Source organism: Pseudarthrobacter sp. NS4, from assembly GCF_024758005.1.
In the GTDB taxonomy this organism is placed as follows: Bacteria; Actinomycetota; Actinomycetes; order Actinomycetales; family Micrococcaceae; genus Arthrobacter.
In genome coordinates, this window is record NZ_CP103288.1 from 2,673,533 (window position 1) to 2,693,099 (window position 19,567).

Annotated in this window: 20 protein-coding genes; 3 read left to right on the forward strand and 17 right to left on the reverse strand. The window is 63.8% G+C overall.

Going from position 1 to position 19,567, the window contains the following annotated elements; translation table 11 throughout:
- Window positions 1–30: 30 nt before the first annotated feature.
- Window positions 31–1,731, reverse strand: coding sequence for a hypothetical protein (locus NXY83_RS12610; protein WP_258802559.1), 1,701 nt, complete (start codon window positions 1,729–1,731; stop codon window positions 31–33).
- Between the two features lie 191 nt (window positions 1,732–1,922).
- Between NXY83_RS12610 and NXY83_RS12615 the strand changes: the two genes are divergently transcribed.
- On the forward strand, window positions 1,923–3,239 hold the full coding sequence (locus NXY83_RS12615; protein ID WP_258802560.1) for an AI-2E family transporter: 1,317 nt from the start codon (window positions 1,923–1,925) through the stop codon (window positions 3,237–3,239).
- A 12-nt stretch (window positions 3,240–3,251) separates the two neighbouring features.
- On the opposite strand, the gene NXY83_RS12620 is transcribed toward NXY83_RS12615, so the two are convergent.
- Together NXY83_RS12620 and NXY83_RS12625 are read right to left on the reverse strand one after the other, a co-directional pair.
- Window positions 3,252–4,052, reverse strand: coding sequence for an alpha/beta hydrolase (locus tag NXY83_RS12620; protein ID WP_258802561.1), 801 nt, complete (start codon window positions 4,050–4,052; stop codon window positions 3,252–3,254).
- 44 nt (window positions 4,053–4,096) lie between these two features.
- Window positions 4,097–4,450: an ATP/GTP-binding protein gene (locus NXY83_RS12625; RefSeq protein ID WP_258802562.1), complete on the reverse strand. Its 354-nt coding sequence runs from the start codon at window positions 4,448–4,450 to the stop codon at window positions 4,097–4,099.
- A gap of 106 nt (window positions 4,451–4,556) precedes the next feature.
- Between NXY83_RS12625 and nucS the strand changes: the two genes are divergently transcribed.
- Complete coding sequence (nucS, locus tag NXY83_RS12630; protein ID WP_258802563.1) at window positions 4,557–5,252, forward strand: endonuclease NucS; 696 nt, start codon at window positions 4,557–4,559, stop codon at window positions 5,250–5,252.
- Window positions 5,253–5,550: 298 nt separating this feature from the next.
- Window positions 5,551–5,754, forward strand: coding sequence for a cold-shock protein (locus tag NXY83_RS12635; protein ID WP_011692441.1), 204 nt, complete (start codon window positions 5,551–5,553; stop codon window positions 5,752–5,754).
- Between the two features lie 154 nt (window positions 5,755–5,908).
- On the opposite strand, the gene NXY83_RS12640 is transcribed toward NXY83_RS12635, so the two are convergent.
- From NXY83_RS12640 to NXY83_RS12705, 14 genes are all read right to left on the reverse strand, one after another.
- Window positions 5,909–8,500: a bifunctional lysylphosphatidylglycerol flippase/synthetase MprF gene (locus NXY83_RS12640; protein ID WP_258802564.1), complete on the reverse strand. Its 2,592-nt coding sequence runs from the start codon at window positions 8,498–8,500 to the stop codon at window positions 5,909–5,911.
- Window positions 8,482–9,792, reverse strand: coding sequence for an alpha/beta hydrolase (locus NXY83_RS12645; RefSeq protein ID WP_258802565.1), 1,311 nt, complete (start codon window positions 9,790–9,792; stop codon window positions 8,482–8,484). The genes NXY83_RS12640 and NXY83_RS12645 overlap by 19 nt, the downstream gene beginning before the upstream one ends.
- A gap of 5 nt (window positions 9,793–9,797) precedes the next feature.
- The gene (locus tag NXY83_RS12650) at window positions 9,798–10,229 is read right to left on the reverse strand and encodes a DUF2550 domain-containing protein (RefSeq protein ID WP_258802566.1); all 432 of its coding nucleotides are present in this window, start codon (window positions 10,227–10,229) and stop codon (window positions 9,798–9,800) included.
- A 10-nt stretch (window positions 10,230–10,239) separates the two neighbouring features.
- A complete protein-coding gene (locus NXY83_RS12655; protein ID WP_258802567.1) occupies window positions 10,240–10,524 on the reverse strand; it encodes a F0F1 ATP synthase subunit epsilon in 285 nt (94 codons plus the stop codon).
- 1 nt (window position 10,525) lies between these two features.
- A complete protein-coding gene (gene atpD / locus NXY83_RS12660) occupies window positions 10,526–11,980 on the reverse strand; it encodes a F0F1 ATP synthase subunit beta (RefSeq protein ID WP_258802568.1) in 1,455 nt (484 codons plus the stop codon).
- Between the two features lie 84 nt (window positions 11,981–12,064).
- Window positions 12,065–12,955 carry a F0F1 ATP synthase subunit gamma gene (locus NXY83_RS12665; protein ID WP_258802569.1) on the reverse strand — a complete coding sequence of 297 codons (891 nt, stop codon included), beginning with the start codon at window positions 12,953–12,955 and terminating at the stop codon, window positions 12,065–12,067.
- Between the two features lie 73 nt (window positions 12,956–13,028).
- Window positions 13,029–14,666 (reverse strand): F0F1 ATP synthase subunit alpha, encoded by a 1,638-nt coding sequence (gene atpA / locus NXY83_RS12670; protein WP_258802570.1) that lies wholly within the window; start codon window positions 14,664–14,666, stop codon window positions 13,029–13,031.
- Window positions 14,667–14,744: 78 nt separating this feature from the next.
- Window positions 14,745–15,572 (reverse strand): F0F1 ATP synthase subunit delta, encoded by an 828-nt coding sequence (locus NXY83_RS12675; protein WP_258802571.1) that lies wholly within the window; start codon window positions 15,570–15,572, stop codon window positions 14,745–14,747.
- A complete protein-coding gene (locus tag NXY83_RS12680; RefSeq protein WP_258802572.1) occupies window positions 15,572–16,123 on the reverse strand; it encodes a F0F1 ATP synthase subunit B in 552 nt (183 codons plus the stop codon). Before NXY83_RS12680 ends, NXY83_RS12675 begins: the two co-directional genes overlap by 1 nt.
- Before the next feature lie 51 nt (window positions 16,124–16,174).
- On the reverse strand, window positions 16,175–16,378 hold the full coding sequence (atpE, locus tag NXY83_RS12685) for an ATP synthase F0 subunit C (protein ID WP_009356484.1): 204 nt from the start codon (window positions 16,376–16,378) through the stop codon (window positions 16,175–16,177).
- A 107-nt stretch (window positions 16,379–16,485) separates the two neighbouring features.
- The gene (atpB, locus tag NXY83_RS12690) at window positions 16,486–17,286 is read right to left on the reverse strand and encodes a F0F1 ATP synthase subunit A (RefSeq protein ID WP_258802573.1); all 801 of its coding nucleotides are present in this window, start codon (window positions 17,284–17,286) and stop codon (window positions 16,486–16,488) included.
- A gap of 81 nt (window positions 17,287–17,367) precedes the next feature.
- Window positions 17,368–17,706 (reverse strand): AtpZ/AtpI family protein, encoded by a 339-nt coding sequence (locus tag NXY83_RS12695; RefSeq protein WP_258802574.1) that lies wholly within the window; start codon window positions 17,704–17,706, stop codon window positions 17,368–17,370.
- Window positions 17,706–18,182: a hypothetical protein gene (locus NXY83_RS12700; RefSeq protein ID WP_258802575.1), complete on the reverse strand. Its 477-nt coding sequence runs from the start codon at window positions 18,180–18,182 to the stop codon at window positions 17,706–17,708. Before NXY83_RS12700 ends, NXY83_RS12695 begins: the two co-directional genes overlap by 1 nt.
- A 94-nt stretch (window positions 18,183–18,276) precedes the next feature.
- The gene (locus NXY83_RS12705; protein ID WP_258802576.1) at window positions 18,277–19,389 is read right to left on the reverse strand and encodes an MraY family glycosyltransferase; all 1,113 of its coding nucleotides are present in this window, start codon (window positions 19,387–19,389) and stop codon (window positions 18,277–18,279) included.
- Window positions 19,390–19,567: the final 178 nt, after the last annotated feature.

The window sequence follows — 19,567 nt, forward strand, 5'->3', positions numbered from 1 at the left end:
GCCGCTGCCGGAAGTACTGGGGTAACCGGGTTACTTGAAGCTGGCACCCACCAGGCCACGGGTTGCCGCCACAAGCTTCATCGGATCGGTTGATCCTGCGGGCGGGACGTACACCGCCATGGATTCGACGAAGCTGAGTACCATGCCGGTGGTTGTTTCCTTGCCGCCGGCAAGGGCCGCGGCGTCGTCTCCAATGCTGAGCTTGTCGCCCGCGGCCTTCGGCGTGCCTTCAAAGCCGAAGTTGATCCGGCCCAGGACCAGCGCGCCGCCGTCTTCGGTCCGGAAGACAACAGTGCTTTCCGGAACCACCTTGTGGGTGAAGGAGAAGTTGCCGTTTTCGCCGGCCTTCACCACTTCAGCCTGGTAGGACAGCGTGTCCGCGATGTACGGCGAGGACTCGCCCTCCACCAGCTTGTCCTTGAATGCGGATTCCGGAGTGGTGAGGCGGTCAGCGAGCCCGGACAGGGCTTCTTCACCGCTGTACAGCAGGCCGGTCTTGTCCCCCGGCGCGAGCGTGTCGGTGCCTTCACGGCTGATGGTCGGGAAAGTGGTGCCGGGCTGAAGCGGAGTGGTCTCCACCAGCTTGTAGTTCTCGCGCGGCGACTGCTGCACAAGGGTCAGCAGCTGCGGGACCACATTGCCGTCGCCCTGCGTCACTGCCAGGACCGAGCGCGGCCAGTCGCGGTCACTGGTGACAACAGTCGTGAGCAGCTTGGTGGACCGTACGGGCATCCTTGGCTCGTAGGAGCCCACCTGCGAGCGGATCTTGTAGTTCTGCGTCCGGACTTCGAGTTCGGTGCCGCCTACCCGCTCGGCAAGCAGGGCTGCGTCCTTTGCCGCGTCGCCGGCGTCCGTGGCGCTGGAAACCTGCTCCAGGACGCGGCGGAACTGGGCATCCAGCAGCACGGGCAATGCCGCCTCTTCCTGGGCAGCCGGTGCCGATGAGGAACCGGACGGCTCGGGGGCGGGGGTGGCGGCGTTCGCGGCTGTACCGGAACCGAGCAGGGCAGCTGCGGTAATGCCGGCGGCAACCATGTTGACACGCGAGGACGCCCGGGCCTCGCTGTTGGCACGCGCACGCTGGGCAAAGCCGCTGCCCTGGCCGTCGCCCTTTCCGTTGCGCTTACGGGCTGAAAGCAGTGCCAGCAGGATGCCGCCAAGGATCAGCAGTGCACCCAGGACCATCAGTGGGATGGCCCAGGGGGTGGACGTGTCATTGGGGAACGTCATGGAGACGGAAGCGGGTGCGGGCTTGGTTCCGTCGGACGCGAGCAGGAGGGCCCAAGCACCGTCAGCCGGGGGCGTCCAGGAGTACTCAAGTTCGCCGCTGGCGTTCTCTGTGGAGACCCAGAGATCGGAACCTGCGGGGTTGGGTGCGGCGGCTTCGCCGTCGGCATGTTCGACCTGCAGCGACTTGCCGTCTTCCGAAACGCCGCTGATGGTGTTGTGTGCCGCCTGGCCCACCCACGCGTCCACATCATCCGGGCGGCCGGCGGCGAGCAGGAAGTTCCCGTCACCCTCGATGTTGATCTTGACGGTGCCGCCGTGCAACGTGCGCAGGTTCTGGTCAATGACGGTCAGCGGCGCCTCCGCGGCATCGGACGGCGCGGAGGCCGTGAAAGTCTCGGAAGGGGCCCAGATGGTTCTCTGGCCGATGCCGGCCAAAAGTGTCAGGAGGCCGAGCAGCACAAGTGCGACTGCAGTCTTTAAACGCAAGGGAACACCAATCATCAGCGGGGGTTTACCTTCAATAGTAACGGTTGCGTTACCACGCACCCGGATCGGGGGCCTGCGCAGCCCCGGCAGCGGGTCCGGATTCGGGCTGCTCCACGGCTGTTGACAAGGCTGCTGATAGTGTTTGCGATGATCATCACACCGGCCCGCCGACGCGGTGCCACGCACGGAACAGGCCCGAAAAACCAGTGACAGACAAGACGGACGAGTCCTCCACGGCCTCCGGGAATTCTCGAAGCCAGGAGCCTTCGCCAGCCGTTCCGCCGGGACCGGCAACTGTCCGACGGAGAGGCTCCGCGGCGGCCGCCCTTGGCCTGGTGGCACGCCGGCTGCGCCAGCCGCTGCCCGGCGCCCAGCCGAGGCTCCGGTTCGAAATGCCGCCGGAGTACGTGCATGAGGACCAGTCCGGGGCTGACGCGGACCGGGACCGCGAGGTGCGGCCGCAGTTCGGCAGTCCCGGCCCCCGGATGTCTCCGCAGCATCCCCTGTATATGGGGTTCATGGGAACCGTGGGCGTAGGGCTTGCCCTGCTGGTTTACTGGATCGGTTCCAACACCACCCAGTTGCTGCTGTGGATCGTGGCGGCACTGTTCATCGCCCTGGGCCTGGAACCGGTGGTGGGCTGGCTGGAGAACCGCAAGATCCCCCGTCCCGCGGGAATCCTGGTCTCTGTCACGGTCCTGGTGAGCGCCGTCGTCGGCTTTTTCGCCACCCTCATTCCCACCATCGTCGGGCAGGTGACGGAGATCGTGGAACAGGCACCCGTGTGGATCCGGGATTTTATCAACTCCGAGTTTTTCCGCAGCCTCGATGACCAGTTCGGCGTGCGGGACCGGATTGCGGAGGAACTGGACAAGTTCGTCAACGACCCCGCAGCGGTGGGCGGGATCTTCGGCGGCGTGGTGGGCTTTGGTTCCACCATTGCCAACGGGTTGTTCGGGACCCTCATTGTCCTGGTGCTGAGCCTGTACTTCCTGGCCGCCCTTCCGGCCATGAAGAAGTGGGGGTACCGGCTGGCGCCGCGCTCCCGCCGGAGCAGGGTGGAAGCCCTGTCCGAGGAGATTACCCGTTCGGTGGGCAACTACGTGATCGGCCAGGCCTGCGTGGCGCTGCTCAATGCCACCTTTGCCTTCATCGTGATGTCCATCCTGGGCATCCCGTTCGCCCTGCTGCTGGCATTCGTCGTGGCCCTGCTGGCCTTCATCCCGCTGGTGGGCGGAATGATCGCAGGCATCGTGGTGCTGCTCGTCTCCCTGACCGAGGGCTGGCAGACCGCCGCAATCTACGGAATCTGCTATTTCGCCTACCTGCAGTTCGAGGCCTACTTCATCTCACCGCGCATTATGCAGAAGGCCGTGGCGGTTCCCGGCGCCGTTGCGGTCATTTCCGTCATAGCCGGCGGCAGCCTGCTGGGGGTCCTCGGCGCCCTGATCGCCATTCCCACCGCTGCCGCCGTCCTGCTGCTGGTCCGGGAGATCTACATCGTGAGGCAGGACCAGCACTAACGGCGCGCCTGCCTAGGCCGGTGCTGCAGCCGACGGGCCGTCCCACTCCTGCGCCAGTCCGGCGGCACCCGAGCCAGATTCGGTGACTTCATCGACGATCTCGTTCAGGACCCTGGCGGCGTACTTTTCTCCCACCCACAGGTGTTTGGCGCCATCCACTCCCACCACCCTCGCCTGGGGCACCAGGCTGAACCGCGCTGCTGCTTCCGCAGGCTGCAGGAAATCGTCGTGCTCGGGAACCAGGACCGTGAGCGGCTTGCCTGATTCCGCCCACTGCAGCAGGTGTTTGTCAGTGGCACGGTGCAGCGGCGGCGACAGCAGGACCGCCCCCTCCACCTGGGACGCCACCGGTTCCACTGCCCCGTACATTAGAGCCAGTTCGGTGCCAAAAGACCATCCCACGAGCCACCGGTTGGGCAGGCCCCGCTCGACGGCGAAACGGACGGCGGCCTCGACGTCGTACCTCTCGCCGATGCCCTCCTCAAAGGCACCGCTGCTGGTACCGCGCGGGGAGGCAGTCCCGCGTGTGTTGAAGCGCAGGACAGCGATGCCCGCCAGGGCCGGCAGACGGTAGGAGGCTTTGCGGTAGACGTGCGAGTCCATGAATCCGCCGTGGGTGGGCAGCGGATGCAGGGTGATCAGCGTGGCATTGACAGGCCCCGATTCCGGCAGCGCCAGTTCGCCCACCAGCGTATGTCCGTCATCCGTCTGCAGCTCCACGTTTTCGCGCCGCGCGGGCAGGACCGTAGAGGCGCGGATGGGAACAGGGCCTTCGGAGGAGGTGAAGTGGTACGACGCCGGATCAAAAGTCATGCCTGCCAGCTTAGCGACAGCAGGGGTCCTGGCGCCCACGGAAGTCAGCGGTAACGGTAACTGCGCGACATCCAGCAGTTGGTGTGCCAGTGGCGCCGTTCCGCCAGGCCCGCTGCGGCCCCGAAGAGGTGGTCATCTTTCCAGACCACAAGATGTGCGACGCCGGGTAACACAGCCGTGGAGCATTCCGGGCAGATATAGGTCTTTTCAGCGTTCTTCGCGGTCATGGTGCGGACCATCCATTCGCCGTCCGGCGCGCTTTCCCGCCGGGCAATCCCGGTGCGGGCCCGTTCCAGATCAAGCTCGGGAACATCCCCGTTTCCTTTTCTTGCGGCACCGCGGCCGGAAGAAGCACCTTTCCCGGAAACAGGACGGCGGGGACGGTTGGAGCGCGGCATGCATCCATTCTGCCCCAGCCGCCTGCCCGACGCCGCACGGCGGGCATGGCTTGCAGGGCGGCGCCCGGGGTCAGCGGTGGCAGCGGCACGGGGTAGTCTGTACGGCGTGCGACTTGTCATAGCCCGATGCTCCGTTGATTATGTTGGCCGGCTCAAAGCCCATCTCCCCCTCGCCACCAGGCTCCTGCTGGTTAAGGCGGACGGCTCCGTGCTCGTCCACTCGGACGGCGGCTCCTACAAACCGCTCAACTGGATGAGCCCGCCGGCCACCCTCCGGGTTTCATCCCCCGAGGACGTCGACCTTGAACTCGGCGTTGTGGAGCAATGGACCGTCCAGTCAGCCAAGACCGACGACCGGCTCATCATTAACATCCACGACAAACTCAGCGAGTCCTCGCATGACCTCGGGGTGGATCCGGGCCTGATCAAGGACGGTGTCGAGGCGGACCTCCAGCGGCTCCTGGCGGAACAGATCGAAACCCTGGGCGCGGGATATTCACTGATCCGCCGCGAGTACTTCACGGCTATCGGGCCGGTGGACATCCTGGCGCGCGACGCTGACGGAGCCACCGTGGCCATCGAGCTCAAACGCCGGGGCGATATCGACGGCGTGGAGCAGCTGACACGCTACCTGGAGCTGTTGAACCGCGATCCGCTCCTGGCCCCCGTCCGCGGGATCTTTGCAGCCCAGCAGATCAAGCCGCAGGCAAAGGTGCTGGCTGCCGACCGCGGGATCGACTGCATCACCCTCGACTATGACGCGATGCGCGGCGTTGACGACAGTGAATCCCGGCTCTTCTAATCGGTACGTTTCCGGCCGGGTTTTAGGGAATTGTCCTCTGACAAGGCATTTAACCCTGTCTTTACCTAAATTTTGTCTCTTTCGCCGTCCAAACCGTTGACCTGCGGGAACGGGCATGAAATTCTTATCTCAGTCTTTGTGTAGGTGTTTTTCATGCTCGCAAGACGTGTTGCGAGCGTGAAGCTCCTGCGACGCCGGGCCCTAATTCGGGCAGGCAATTCAGGATTCTTCTCGCGGAGTAACCAAGGCCGGCACGAAGTGTGCCGATCTTAAAAAGTTCCATAATGAGGAGAAATAAATGGCACAGGGAACCGTCAAGTGGTTCAACGCTGAAAAGGGCTTCGGCTTCATTACCCCGGATGACTCCGACGGTGATGTCTTCGTTCACTACTCGGAAATCCAGACCGGTGGCTTCAAGACCCTCGACGAGAACCAGCGCGTTCAGTTCGAGATCGGCCAGGGTGCCAAGGGCCCCCAGGCTACCGGCGTAACGCTGGTCTAGTCCCCCGCCGTTGAGCCGTACGCGGCTCTCAGCGAAAGAATGATCCCCGGCAATTTTGCCGGGGATCATTCTTTTTTAGGTTATTCCCGGGTCGGCGGGGGCGCTGCCCGGTTACGCATCGCTTCACGGACACTTCCGCCGTCCCCAGGCAGGCCTAGTTGACCAATTTCCGGACCAGGCGGGCTCCCTGCGGCAGGGAAAGGCCGGGCAGGTAGGCGCGGGTCAGGGCACGGCCTATTGCCGGCAGGTGCAGCGGGTCCTGGTAGTAGAGGTACAGCGCGCGGTACTCCGGCTTGAACCGCGACTTGAACGCGGCCAGGGAACGGAAACCGTACACCGGCTCCAATGCATGCCCCACCAGATCCAATATGCGGACCAGGTTCTCGGCCCCATCCTCCGCACTGTTGTCGCGTGGTTCTGCCGGTGCCCCCGGAGGCTGACCATCCCGGTCCTCCGGGCGGCTGGCAAGCGGAGAGCCGGACAGGGAGATAACTTCGACCGACCCGCGCAGCTCCAGCACGGCGGAGGCGATCAGGAACTCCATCACGCCCGGGAAACCGTCGGCGCCACGCCGCATGACGTCCAGCGTCCTGCTGACCAGCCGCCCGTCGTCGTACACCGGAAGCCAGCTGGTCACCCCGTGGACTGATCCGTTGCCGTCCACGGCCAGGCAGCACAGCACTTCCTCGTCGTCGAGTTCGTCCACCCCGCCCAGGGTGAAGCCCATTTCAGGAACGGACTTGTTGGCCGCCCATTCCTCCGACACCTCGTTCAGCCGGGACCGCAACGACGCCGGCAACGCGTGGTAGGGGCCCCAGACCGCCTTCACCCCCAGCTTCGCCGCACGGTTCAGCGCCGTCCGGACGTTCTGCCATTCCTTGCCCTTGAACTCAAGCTCCCGGACTGCCAGCCGTGTTTCCTGTGCCACGGCCACCCGGGCGAACCCACGGTCCCGCAGCTCCGGCCACATGGAGTCGTCGCAGGAATACAGCGCCGGAACCAGCGCATGGCTGCGGCAGTACGCCAGGAACCCATCGGTGACCGCCTGCTGCGCCTGCCGGGGCCCGAAGGCTCCCCCCAGGGTCAGCGCCACGCTGCCGTGCTGCTGGTAAGCCACAGCTCCCTGCCCATCCGGGCTGAACCAGTAGGTGTTCGGTTCCCAGAGCGCCATCCAGGAGAGCGGGCCGCCGCCCTGGTACAGCAGTTCCCGCGCCCTCGAGCGGTCCTGCCGGCCGGAATCGTGGCCATAGTGGCCCCCGATCAGCACCCACCACACGGCAACAAGTGCGATCACCCAGAAAACGGGTCCGGAGTAGGCAAAGAGGACAGCTTCCACGCTGTTCCGGTCTGCAAACACGCGGTGGTAATGCTGCGGGATGGGTACCGGGACGTACTGGCGTGCCAGTTCGGCGAAGAGTCCCAGCAGCCCGCCGTCGCGTTGCAGTCCGCCGGACCAGAACCATGCGGCAGCGTAGGCGCTTGCCAGGACCGCCCAGGAACCACACACCACCACCCCCAGCGTCCGCCGGGCGACGGGCATCGTCTGCACACGGAATTGCCGCCGGTTGAGCCAGAGGACCACCGCGAGCAGCAGCGGTACGACGACGAGGGGAAGCACATGTGCGAAGGCTGACCCCATCGGTGCCGCGTCCGGACCCTGCGGACGTGAAGGAACCAGTGCGAACAGTGCAAGGTATACGGCCGCCAGTGCCATGACGGCAAGCTGGATTGCGATGGCGATGTTCAAGGCCAGCCTCCGGCCGCGGCGCATCCCGTCCGCACAGATCAGCAGCAGGACCACCGGTACCACCGCCAGGGCAAGCCCGAACGGACCGGCAAATCCCGCGCGTCCCGCTTCAAGGCATGACGCTTCGACGGTTGCGCCGCAGTTAAAGGCCAACTGGCTCAGGGTGGGCATTGGGTTGAGGACCATGTCGCGCAGCAGTGCCAGCGGTCCGGTGGGAGCCCGTGCGATCCCGGTGAGGATGGGTCCCACTGCGAAGACGGCAACGGTAAGGGCCAGGAGGTTCCTGGTTTCCCGCCCCGTGGAACGGTGCCGGTGCAGGTGACCCTGGTCACCCTGGATCCACCACCCCACCAGGAGGCCAAGGAGGGCGCCCAGCACCCCGATGACGGTTTCGGCGTGCCCCACGTACAGAACCAGCAGGAGCGAGATGGAAACTGCTGCTGTCCGGAGCCGGCGCTGCCACAGCACCGGCAGCCGGGCGCTTCCGGCCAGGCCCGCGGCCAGGACCGGGCCATAGGGGCCGATCAGGATGTCATCTGCCATCCGGTCCAGCCAGCCGTCACCGGCGTACCCGGCCAGCTGGGTGATGAGCAGGAACAGAGTGACGGCTGCGAACTGGCCGCCACAGAACAGCGCCGCGGCGGCCCGTGGCCCCAGCTTCCGCTCTGCAAGCCCCAGCAGCACGATGATCATGAGCGACGCTGCCAGGTAGGCCAGGGGGTTGGTGGCGAAAAAGAGGCTCGTGAACAGCGACCACCAGCGGCCCTCGCGGAGCCCCTGGCCACTCACACCGGCCAGCTCCAACAGGTGTTCCGGCGGCCCGGCCAGGAAGCTGCCGGTAACAGCGCCGGTTCCCAGGAACAGGGCCAGAACCGCCAGCGTGAAGGGCACCGACTTCAGCTCGGCCATGATCCGGACCAGCGCCGGGCGGGCCACGGTGTCCCACGCGAGGGCGGCCGTCCGGACCTGCCTTTCGGAGCTCACTGCTGCAGCCCCCATCTGTCGGCCAGGAAGTGCAGTGCATCTGAAATCCGGCGGGAGGACGTATCCCAGGAATGGCCTGTGTGTTCCACCTCGTAAGACCGCACCGTGAAGCCGGCATCTTTCGCCGCTGCCGCCAGTGTCCGCAGATACCCCACGAACTCGGGATCGTCCTGCCCGGCGGTCAGGTACAGCCCGCTGCCGTCAAACCTTTGCTGTTTCATGATGGCCAGCGGGGTTTGCCGGTTAAAGGCTTCGGGATCTCCGGGAAAGGACGCTTCAATGGTTTTCTGGCGTTCCTTGGCGATGGCTGGTTCGGCCTCGGCAGAGAAGGCGAGAGCGGCCGGAAACAGCTCCGGATGCCTGGTGGCCAGCTGCACGGCGCAGGTACCGCCGAAGGAGAAGCCGCCGGCCGCCCAGCGGCTGTGGTTGGTGTCCACCGTGAGTGTGGTGCTGATCCACTGGGCGACATCCTGGGACAGGTAGGTGTCAGCCCGCGCTATCCGGCTGTCCATGCACATCGTGTTGGCGGATTGGGAACCGTTAGGGTCGGGGACAACCACCACAGGCGCCACCCCGCCGTGCGATGCGGCGAAGGAATCCAGGTGTTCCTGAAGCGAACCGCCGGTGAGCCAGTCCGCCGGCCCGCCGGGTTGCCCGGCGATGAGGACCAGTACCGGAAGCGCGGGACGGTTGGGGGCAAAGTAGGCGGGCGGGAGGTAGATGTAGGCTTCGCGGCTGTCCATCCCCGAAGCGGTGCCCGGAATCGCGGACTTGCGCAGGACTCCCCCTGCCGGCAGTTCGCCCTGCGGGCTCCATCCCAGGAGGGGAGCGCCGTCGGACCCGCCTGCCTGGCGCATCAGCGCCGGCTCCAGCGTTGGAATCCGGGACAAGGCCGTGCCCAGCAGGTCGCTCACCGTTCGGTTGAGCCCGAAGTAGGCATTGATTTGGACTGAGGACAGAGCCACCACCAGGAGGGCTGCAATGATGCCGGTTCCGCGGCTCCGCCAACTGCTCCGTGGCAGGCGCATCAGCCCCAGGAGCACAGCGCCGACGGCGGGGACCACCCAGAGCAGGACGGTGTCGGGAATGTTTTCCGGGAACACCGAAAAGACGTTGATGAGGGCCCAGTGAATGCCGGCCACCAGTGCGAAGGCGGCAGCAGAGGCGGCCGTGACCCGGAAGATCCAGCGCCTCCCGCCGCTCTTGGGAGGAGGCAGCAGGAGATAGGCGGCGCCCGCCAAACCCAGGACAAGGGCTGTCCAGTACAGCGGGCCGTCGGTCAGCCGGACGTCAAGAAACCAGTCCACGCCGGCTAGCGCCAGGTCCCCACGCCGATGACCGGGCCGGCTTCCAGCCAGGACGACAGGCCTGTATAGGCGTCGAACTTCATGGCGAGCCGCAAGTCCTGGCCTTCGTAGCGGAGTTCCACAATCACGACGTCGGGCTGGACCTTGACTGCCTCAGCTTCGGTTGGCTTGCGCCGGCCGAGAAGCTCAAGGGAATGCCGCTTGAACGTGTGTTTGGGACGGACACTGAGCGAGATCAGCCGGAACCACTCAAGGTCGTTGTCCTGATAACGACAAACCCCCATCTGCCAGCTGTTTCCAGCCATGCAAATGGAGGCGTCCACCGTGCCGAGGGCACGCCGCAGGTTGAAGCGGCGCACCCCCGAAAGGCACAGTGCAAATATCAGCAATCCAAAGAGGATTGCCAAGGCGATGAACGGAAGACTCGGTGCGTCCATCAAGGTAGTGCTAGCGGATCCCAGCGGTAGCCGAGCCGCCCAGCTGGGCGTTGTCAGCAACAATCACCACGCGGTTGTTGTCAACGGAGAAGAATCCGCCGTCAACGTCCACGGCAATACGGTCACCGGACACCGGCTGGATAGCCAGTTCACCTTCGGCCAGGATCGCCAGCAGGGGCGAGTGGCCGGGCAGGATTCCGATTTCACCATCGCTGGTGCGGGCCTTGACCATCTTGGCCGCTCCGGACCAGATGAACCGGTCCGCTGCGACAATCTCAACCTCAAGCTCAGCCATATTACTTGGTCTGTTCCTGGATCTTGGCCCACTGGCGCTCAACGTCATCGAGGCCGCCGACGTTGAAGAACGCCTGCTCAGCGATGTGGTCGAGCTCGCCGTCGCAGATGGCCGAGAAGCCTTCAACGGTGTCCTTGATGGAAACCGTGGAGCCCTCCACGCCGGTGAACTGCTTGGCGGTGTAGGTGTTCTGCGAGAGGAACTGCTGGATACGGCGTGCACGCGACACGACGATCTTGTCCTCTTCGGAGAGCTCGTCAACACCGAGGATGGCGATGATGTCCTGGAGTTCCTTGTTCTTCTGCAGGATCTGCTTCACACGGACAGCCGTGCTGTAGTGATCCTTGCCGATGTACTGGGGATCCAGGATTCGGGACGTGGACGTCAGCGGGTCAACGGCCGGGTACAGACCACGGGAGGCGATTTCACGGGAAAGTTCCGTGGTCGCGTCGAGGTGTGCGAAGGTGGTGGCCGGTGCCGGGTCGGTGTAGTCATCTGCGGGGACGTAGATGGCCTGCATCGAGGTGATGGAGTGGCCCTTGGTGGACGTAATGCGCTCCTGCAGGAGGCCCATCTCGTCAGCCAGGTTCGGCTGGTAGCCCACGGCTGAAGGCATACGGCCGAGAAGGGTGGAAACCTCGGAACCTGCCTGCGTGAAGCGGAAGATGTTGTCGATGAAGAGCAGCACGTCCTGGTTCTGCACATCGCGGAAGTACTCCGCCATGGTCAGTGCGGACAGGGCCACGCGCAGACGCGTTCCCGGCGGCTCGTCCATCTGGCCGAACACAAGGGCGGTGTCCTTGAGGACGCCTGCCTCTTCCATTTCAACCCAGAGGTCGTTACCTTCACGGGTACGCTCGCCAACACCGGCGAATACCGAGGTACCACCGAAGTTGCGGGCAACACGGGTGATCATTTCCTGGATCAGGACGGTCTTGCCCACGCCGGCGCCGCCGAACAGGCCAATCTTTCCACCCTTGATGTACGGGGTGAGAAGGTCGATGACCTTGATGCCGGTTTCCAGCATCTCGGTGGAGCCTTCGAGCGACGCGAAGCTCGGAGCCTTGCGGTGGATGGGCCAGCGTTCGCTGATGTCCAGTTCCGACTCGGTAACGTCCAGGGGCTGGCCCAGGACGTTGAAGATGTGGCCCTTGACGCCGTCGCCGACGGGCACGGAGATCGGGGCACCGCTGTCCACCACGGACGTACCGCGGACGAGTCCGTCGGTAGCCTGCAGGGAGATGGCGCGGACGAGGTTGTCACCCAGGTGCTGGGAGGTCTCGAACGTGATGGTCTTGGTTACACCGTTGAGAGTGATCTCGGTGGTGAGGGCGTTGTAAATCGAGGGGATTGCGTCAGCCGGGAATTCGACGTCGACAACCGGGCCGATAACACGTGCAATACGGCCGGTGGCACCGGACGTTGCGGCTACGTGTTCGGTAGCAGTGGCAGTCATCTCTCTCACTTCACTCAGTAGATGGCGTGGGTTTAAGTTTATCTGTGGTGGTGCAGGTCCAGCGGAATCCGAAAGCGGTGCGGTCTAGGACGCAAGGGCGTCGGCGCCGGCAACAATCTCGGAAAGCTCCTGCGTAATCTCAGCCTGGCGGGCCGTGTTGCGCAGACGCGTGTACTTCTTGATGAGGTCCGTGGCATTGTCGCCCGCGGACTTCATGGCCCGCTGGCGTGCAGCGAGCTCGGAAGCCGCCGCCTGCAGCATGGCCGCGAAGATGCGTGATTCGATGTAGCGCGGGAGCAGCGCGTCAAGAACGCGCTCCGTTTCCGGCTCGAACTCATACAGCGGCAACAGGTCCGATTCAGAAGCTGCCTGCTCTTCCACTACTTCCAGGGGAAGAAGGCGGATGACCGTGGGCTCCTGGGTGACCATGGACTTGAAGCGGGTGTACACCACGTGGATTTCGTCCACGCCGCCCTCTTCGTAGTCGGTAGCGAAATCTGCCAGCAGCGCATCGCCGACTTCGCGTGCGGTTGCGAACTCGGGTGCGTCGGTCCCTCCGGTCCAGACCCGCGCGTATCCACGGTTCCGGAATTCGAAGTAGGCCTGCGCCTTGCGTCCGACGAGGTACGTCTTGACTTCCTTGCCTTCAGCGTGGAGCAGCTCGTTGAGACCCTCCACCTGCTTGAGCACGCTTGCCGAGTAGGAACCAGCCAGGCCGCGGTCCGAGGTGATTACCAGGACGGCGGCACGGCGGATCTGCTCCGGCTCAGTGGTCAGCGGGTGGTCGACTTCGGTTTGGCTGGCGACAGCAGAAACGGCGCGCGTGATCGCGTTCGCGTAAGGCAGTGAAGCTGCTACGCGCGCACGGGCCTTGCCGATGCGCGAGGTAGCGATCAGTTCCATCGCCTTGAAGATCTTGCGCATCGACGTGGTCGAGCTGATCTTCTGGCGGTAGACCCGAATCTGGGCTCCCATACTTATCCTTTCCTAACATTCCGTAAACCGGGTGGCCGGGCCCTTTCAGGCCCGGCCCACCCGGTCAGTGGAATTAGCGCTTCTGCTTGACGATTTTTTCCTGGTCAACGTCGCCCTCGGAGATGGCGTCGTGTTCCTCGTGGCCGGCGCCTACCAGGTGGTTGTCGCCTTCGCCGAAGAAGCCCTTCTTGAAGTCAACAATTGCCGACTTCAGAGCAGCTGCGGTGTCATCGTCCAGCACGTTGGTCTGCGCCAGCGTGGTGAGGATCGAAGACTTCCGGCTCAGGTGGTCCAGGAAGTCGCTTTCGAAGCGGCTGATGTCCTCGACCGGAACGTCGTCCAGGTAACCGTTGGTGCCGGCCCAGATGGAAACAACCTGGTTCTCGACCGGGAACGGCGAGTACTGGCCCTGCTTCAGCAGTTCCATCAGGCGGGCGCCACGGGTCAGCTGCTGGCGGGATGCGGCGTCCAGGTCCGAGGCAAACATGGCGAAAGCCTGCATGTCGCGGTACTGCGCCAGGTCCAGCTTCAACGTACCGGAGACCTTCTTCATGGACTTCACCTGTGCGGCACCGCCCACGCGGGATACGGAGACACCCACGTCAACCGCGGGACGCTGGTTGGCGTTGAAGAGGTCCGACTGGAGGAAGATCTGGCCGTCGGTGATGGAGATGACGTTGGTCGGGATGTAGGCGGAAACGTCGTTCGCCTTGGTCTCGATCAGCGGCAGGCCCGTCATGGAACCGGCACCCAGCTCGTCGGACAGCTTTGCACAACGCTCCAGCAGGCGGGAGTGCAGGTAGAAGACGTCGCCCGGGTACGCTTCACGTCCCGGCGGGCGGCGCAGCAGCAGCGACACTGCACGGTAGGCCTCGGCCTGCTTGGACAGATCATCAAACACAATGAGGACGTGCTTGCCGCCGTACATCCAGTGCTGGCCGATGGCCGAACCGGCGTAGGGTGCCAGGTACTTGAAGCCTGCGGGGTCGGAAGCCGGAGACGCCACGATGGTGGTGTACTCCAGTGCGCCGTTGTCCTCGAGGGTCTGGCGGATGGCGGCGATGGTGGACGCCTTCTGGCCGATTGCCACGTAGATGCAGCGGACCTGCTTGGTCACATCGCCTGAAGCCCAGTTGGCCTTCTGGTTGATGATGGTGTCGATCGCAATGGCGGACTTGCCGGTCTGGCGGTCGCCAATGATCAGCTGGCGCTGGCCGCGGCCGATCGGAATCATGGCGTCGATTGCCTTGAGTCCGGTCTGCATCGGCTCGTGCACCGACTTGCGCTGGGTCACGCCGGGAGCCTGGAGCTCCAGTGCGCGTGTGGTCTCGGCCTTGATGTCGCCGAGGTCGTCGATGGGCACGCCCAGCGGGTCAACAACGCGGCCAAGGAAGGCGTCACCCACGGGTACAGACAGAACCTGTCCCGTGCGGTGGACTTCCTGGCCTTCTTCGATGCCGGTGAAGTCGCCGAGGATGATAACGCCGATTTCGCGGACGTCGAGGTTCTGGGCCAGGCCCAGGGTACCGTCCTCGAAGCGCAGCAGCTCGTTCGCCATGACCGAGGGAAGGCCCTCAACACGGGCGATGCCGTCACTAGCGGTGGTTACGCGGCCGACCTCTACGCGCTCTGCGTTTCCGGGTTCGTAGGACGCCGCGAACTCGTTCAGCGCATTACGGACGTCGTCGGCGTTGATGGTCAATTCGGCCATCTGCAGTCCCTGCTCTCCTGTTTTGTGATCACCGTAACGGTGACCGGGGTTTCTATCAGTTGTGGTGTGCTTGTCCGGCTAGCCGGCCAGCTGGCGTTGCAGCGAGCCCAGCCTGGTGAGAACCGAAGCGTCAAGCACTTCGTCACCAACCTGGACGCGGATGCCGCCAATGAGTGCCGGGTCAACGTTGACGTTGACCTTCAGTTCCCGCCCATACATTGCATTCAGGCCCGCCTGGAGGCGTTCAAGCTGCGTTTGTGTGAGAGGACGGGTCACGCTGACCGTTGCAATCCAGCGCTGCTGCCTTTTTGCCGCCAGTTCGGCGAACCGTTCCACAAGCCGCGTGGGCTTGATGCCGCGGGGCTGGGTGACTGCCTGCGTGATGAGGACCTTTGCTTCCTCGCTCGCGCCGGGCAAAAGCCTCTCGGCAAGTGTTGCCTTTGCGGCAGCACTGGCCTGCGGTTCGGACAGAGCACGTTGTACCTCGTGGCTGGAGGCAACAGCCTGGTTGAAGGAGAACAGATCGTTCTCCAGCTCTTCCAGGCCAGAGATTCCGGAGGCAGAAACGGCCGACTTGTTTTCAGCAACGGAAATGACCACCGTTGCGGCAAGGGTCTCGAGTGCATCGCCGATATCCCGGGCGTTTGCCCAGCGTGAGCTGGCCAGTCCGCCCGCGATCTCTGCAGCATCAGCGGAGACTTTCCCGCCAACCAGCTGCCTGACCAGCGCCGCCTTCTCGTCACCGGAGCGGGACGGGTCAGTCAGGGCGCGGCGCAAGCCAGCCGAGCTGTCCACCATTCCCAGAATTCCGAAGAGTTCCTTTGCCAGCTGCAGCGACGCCGTCGGAAGTTTTGCTTCCAACTCGGCCAGGGCTGTTGCCAGCGATTCGCTCGATACGCCTGCCATTACTTAGCTGCACCTGCGTTCTGGGTCTCCAGATCTGCCAGGAAGCGGTCCACAACACGCGCTGAACGCTCGTCATCGTTGAGCGATTCGCCCACGATGCGGCCGGCGAGAGTGGTGGCCAGGGTGCCCACTTCCGAACGCAGGGACACAACGGCCGCCTGGCGCTCGGATTCAATCTGTGCGTGAGCCTGCGCGGAGATGCGGGCAGACTCTGCAGCTGCCTTCTCCTTGAGATCCGCGAGGATCTGGGCACCTTCGGCGCGGGCTTCCTCACGGATGCGGTTGGCTTCGGCGCGGGCGTCGGTCAGCTGCTGCTTGTACTCTTCGAGTGCAGCAGACGCCTCAGCCTGGGCCTTTTCAGCCTTTGCAATGCCGCCTTCGATTGCCTCGGACCGCTCGGCGAAGGTCTTTTCGAACATCGGGACAACGAACTTGTACACGATGAACATGAGGATGGCAAAGCCCACGAGGACAACGCCCATTTCCCAGAGGTTGGGAACCAGGGGGTTGACGTCGCCCTCAGTGGCGGCTGAGATGATCAGCTGATTCATATTTCACCCGTCCTTTTCTACTCGGTTCTGTAAGTTCGCTTCGCTCTAGGACTAGAGAACGAAGGCGAAGACCAGGCCGAGGATGGCGAGGGCTTCGGTCAGCGCAAGGCCGAGGAATGCGATCGGCTGCAGCACGCGCTGTGCTTCAGGCTGGCGTGCTACGCCGTTGATGTAAGCAGCGAATACGAGGCCAACACCGATACCACCGCCGATTGCGGACAGACCGTAACCTACGAGGTTGAGATTGCCTTCCATTTTTCTTCCTTTCAAGATGCCACCCATGTGGCAGGTTGTTTGGGTTGCTTCATCCCCGCGAGGGGAAGTCTCTTTGTGCCTGCCGGCGCTGCGTCCGGCGGCGGTGCCTAGTGGCTGTCGGCGTGCAGTGCGCCTTCGATGTAGATCGCAGTCAGCAGGGTAAAGACGTAAGCCTGCAGGACCATGATCAGGGCCTCAAGCATGTACATGGCGATGGCGCCTGCGAGGACCAGGAGCGACGTTCCCTTGAGCAGGATGTTCTCCTGCATGATGAGGAACTCGATGCCGTAGCCGGCGATCATCACGATGAGGTGTCCTGCGAGCATGGTGGCGAACAGACGGAGGCTGTGCGTCACGGGCCGGACCAGGAAGTTGGAGATGATCTCGATCGGAATCACGATCGGAAGGATGAACCACGGAACACCCGAGGGCACGGTGGCCAGCTTGAAGTAACGGAGTCCGTTCTTCTTTACGCCGATGGCGATCCAGGTGAAGTAGACGATGCCCGCCAGCACGTAAGCGCCGCCAACGTGCGAGAACGTGGGGAGCTGGAAGAACGGGATGGCGCCGTAGATGTTGTTCACCAGGATGAAGAAGAACAGGCTGAACAGCAGCGGGACGTACTTGATGAAGTCCCTGCCGCCGATGATGTCCTTGGCGATTCCGTTGCGGACAAAGCCGTAGGCGGCTTCGCCGGCGAACTGGAGCTTGCCTGGTACCAGCTGCTGCTTGCGTGCGGCGAGCACGAAGAAGACGGCGATAAAGACAACAGAGAGGAGGACCAGCAGCATCTGCTTGGAGAATCCTTCTGCGGCACCCCACGGCAGGATTGCCGGCAAATGCATTTCGTTAATACCAGGAGGAGTGAACTCTCCTGAATCTTGGGCCGGGAGCGCAAGCGCGATCAACGCGTTTCCTCTCTGCAGTGTCCATCATTGGGCGTTGGGCGGGGACCGGCGGCCTGACGGCCTGCTGCTCCCCCTGTGAAATTATTTGGCATTAGTGTCGCCGTCCGTGGACGGCCCGCTGGCAGCATGACGCTCCCCAGCATTTTTTCGAGAACTGGTGAGGCCATGCATGTGGGAAAGGTAAAAACCTCCGACGGCTCCAAGCAGAGCGCCTGCGAGCACAATCCAGCGCGTTCCCCACAAATAATCCAGTCCCCACCCTATCAAACTCCAGACGATGATTCCGCCAATGATGTAGCTGAAGACGGCCATTCCGGCGTTGTATCCGCCGTCGGTCCTGTCCCCTGATTCACCGGCAGCAGAACCGTTTGATCCACGGCTGCCGCTGGGGCCTTTTCCGGGCTTCTTCGGGTCACTCATCAGGATTGTTCCTTGTTTTCTGGATCGTTGTAGATCTGCAGGCGGGCTTTGCTGAAACCGAAGATTTCTGCAGCCTGCCATAAGACCACGGCGGTGACGGCCCCGGCCACGAACCAGTGCGCGTGCAGCCACTGGGGAGCACCCAGGACGAACAGGACGGCAGCGAATCCCACAACTTTGATGAAGTAGGTGGCCACGAACACGCCGATCGCCCCGGAGGGATTGCTCCGCCCCACGAAGTGGCCAACCAGGAGGCTGATTCCGAAGAAGACCATCACCAGCAGTCCGCCCGCCAAAGCGGAGAAGGCGCCGCCTGCTCCGTCCAGCAGTCCTGCCGCAACTGCGCACAGCACAAGGCCTGCAGCCGCGGCTGCGGAACTGAATTTCAGGAGGTGCAGCCAGAGGGACCGCGTGGGACCGGAAGCACCAACCTGTCCGTTGCCGGACACGCGTCCGGACTCGGCGTTGGAGGTCATTCGATCCCAATCGTCGGCGCCAAAAGGCAGGGTGTGAGGGGCAGCTTGGGCTGCCCCTAAATTCTACATGAGATAGAAATAATTCTGTACGGCATTACGCCCGCGTTTCCCCGCCCCTGCGGGCCAGGTAGGGCCAGGCTGTGACCAGCCCCATGACCAAGGTGGCGAAGAGGTCCACCGAGAGGACAATCTGCCAGGGGAAAATCGCGAACGCGAGGCCCCCGAAGGACAGGATGGCGGTCCAGAGGTACATCAGGATCACTGCGGTCCGGTGCGAGTAGCCGATGTCCAGGAGCTTGTGGTGCAGGTGGCCGCGGTCGGCGGACCAGGGCGACCGGCCCCGGGCTGTCCTCCGGACCACCGCGAGGCCAAGGTCAAGCAGTGGGAGGAACAGCACGGCAAACGGAAGCAGAATGGGGATCACCGTGGAGATACCGTTTGCACGGTCGTACAGCCCGGAAGTGATCTGCCCGGTCGAGACCACACCGGCTGACGCCATCAGCAGTCCGATCAGCATGGCGCCGGAGTCCCCCATAAAGATCTTCGAGGGGAACCAGTTGTGCGGCAGGAAGCCCAGGCAGCTTCCCACGAGCACAGCCGTGATGAGGGTGGCCAGGTCCGAGTAGTCGAGAAGGACGGCGTTCCGGTGCACCCAGTACGCCGTGAAGAAGAACGCGGTGCCGCCGATAATGGCCACGCCGGCGGCCAGTCCATCCAGTCCGTCGATGAAGTTGAAGGCGTTCATCGTAGTGACGATCAGCCCCGCGGTCAGCACCACGCGGATTGTCTCGTTTTCCAGGTGGATGGGTTCAGGCACCCAGGGCACGATGGTCATCTGGACTCCCCAGAGAGCCACCGTCAGGGCGGCGACGCTCTGCCCGATGAGCTTGACCCACCAGCGGATGTCCAGCAGGTCGTCCGCCACACCGACCAGGACGATTACGGCCGCGCCCGCAAGGACGCCCCACGGCGAAAAGTTGTTCCGGTAGATGTCCTTGACGAAGAAGGACTGGCTCGCCACGATCAGCGCCGTCATCACGCCGAGGAAGATGGCCACGCCGCCCAGCCGGGAAACGGGCGTGGAGTGCATGTCGCGGCTTCGGATGGGCAGGTGAAGCTCGAGCCGGTGGCCCACCACACGGGCGCCCCAGGTGGCGGCATAGGACACGACGGCAGCCGTCATGCCCATGAGCAGGTACATAATCATGGGGTTTTGGCCATTGGGACAGTGTTGGGGGTGATGCAGGGCAGCCTGGCCGGCAGGTGCTCCGTGGTTTGTGGGCTCACTGGCCGGGAATCTGTTCTTCGATAAATGAAACTTCTCCGTCGCCGAGCGCGCAGCAGGCAGTGCTTGGTGCCTTACAGGGCTGTATTACAGTGGACTC

What these genes read in the sequence shown, in the direction of transcription:
- NXY83_RS12620 (WP_258802561.1), bottom strand. Translation starts at nt 4,052, where the DNA reads ATGACTTTTGATCCGGCGTCGTACCACTTCACCTCCTCCGAAGGCCCT.
- NXY83_RS12640 (WP_258802564.1), bottom strand. Translation starts at nt 8,500, where the DNA reads ATGGGGGCTGCAGCAGTGAGCTCCGAAAGGCAGGTCCGGACGGCCGCC.
- atpA (WP_258802570.1), bottom strand. Translation starts at nt 14,666, where the DNA reads ATGGCCGAATTGACCATCAACGCCGACGACGTCCGTAATGCGCTGAAC.
- atpD (WP_258802568.1), bottom strand. Translation starts at nt 11,980, where the DNA reads ATGACTGCCACTGCTACCGAACACGTAGCCGCAACGTCCGGTGCCACC.
- NXY83_RS12625 (WP_258802562.1), bottom strand. Translation starts at nt 4,450, where the DNA reads ATGCCGCGCTCCAACCGTCCCCGCCGTCCTGTTTCCGGGAAAGGTGCT.
- NXY83_RS12675 (WP_258802571.1), bottom strand. Translation starts at nt 15,572, where the DNA reads ATGGCAGGCGTATCGAGCGAATCGCTGGCAACAGCCCTGGCCGAGTTG.
- NXY83_RS12635 (WP_011692441.1), top strand. Translation starts at nt 5,551, where the DNA reads ATGGCACAGGGAACCGTCAAGTGGTTCAACGCTGAAAAGGGCTTCGGC.
- NXY83_RS12665 (WP_258802569.1), bottom strand. Translation starts at nt 12,955, where the DNA reads ATGGGAGCCCAGATTCGGGTCTACCGCCAGAAGATCAGCTCGACCACG.
- NXY83_RS12650 (WP_258802566.1), bottom strand. Translation starts at nt 10,229, where the DNA reads ATGGACGCACCGAGTCTTCCGTTCATCGCCTTGGCAATCCTCTTTGGA.
- NXY83_RS12705 (WP_258802576.1), bottom strand. Translation starts at nt 19,389, where the DNA reads ATGATTATGTACCTGCTCATGGGCATGACGGCTGCCGTCGTGTCCTAT.
- NXY83_RS12610 (WP_258802559.1), bottom strand. Translation starts at nt 1,731, where the DNA reads ATGATTGGTGTTCCCTTGCGTTTAAAGACTGCAGTCGCACTTGTGCTG.
- NXY83_RS12695 (WP_258802574.1), bottom strand. Translation starts at nt 17,706, where the DNA reads ATGAGTGACCCGAAGAAGCCCGGAAAAGGCCCCAGCGGCAGCCGTGGA.
- NXY83_RS12655 (WP_258802567.1), bottom strand. Translation starts at nt 10,524, where the DNA reads ATGGCTGAGCTTGAGGTTGAGATTGTCGCAGCGGACCGGTTCATCTGG.
- atpE (WP_009356484.1), bottom strand. Translation starts at nt 16,378, where the DNA reads ATGGAAGGCAATCTCAACCTCGTAGGTTACGGTCTGTCCGCAATCGGC.
- NXY83_RS12700 (WP_258802575.1), bottom strand. Translation starts at nt 18,182, where the DNA reads ATGACCTCCAACGCCGAGTCCGGACGCGTGTCCGGCAACGGACAGGTT.
- NXY83_RS12680 (WP_258802572.1), bottom strand. Translation starts at nt 16,123, where the DNA reads ATGAATCAGCTGATCATCTCAGCCGCCACTGAGGGCGACGTCAACCCC.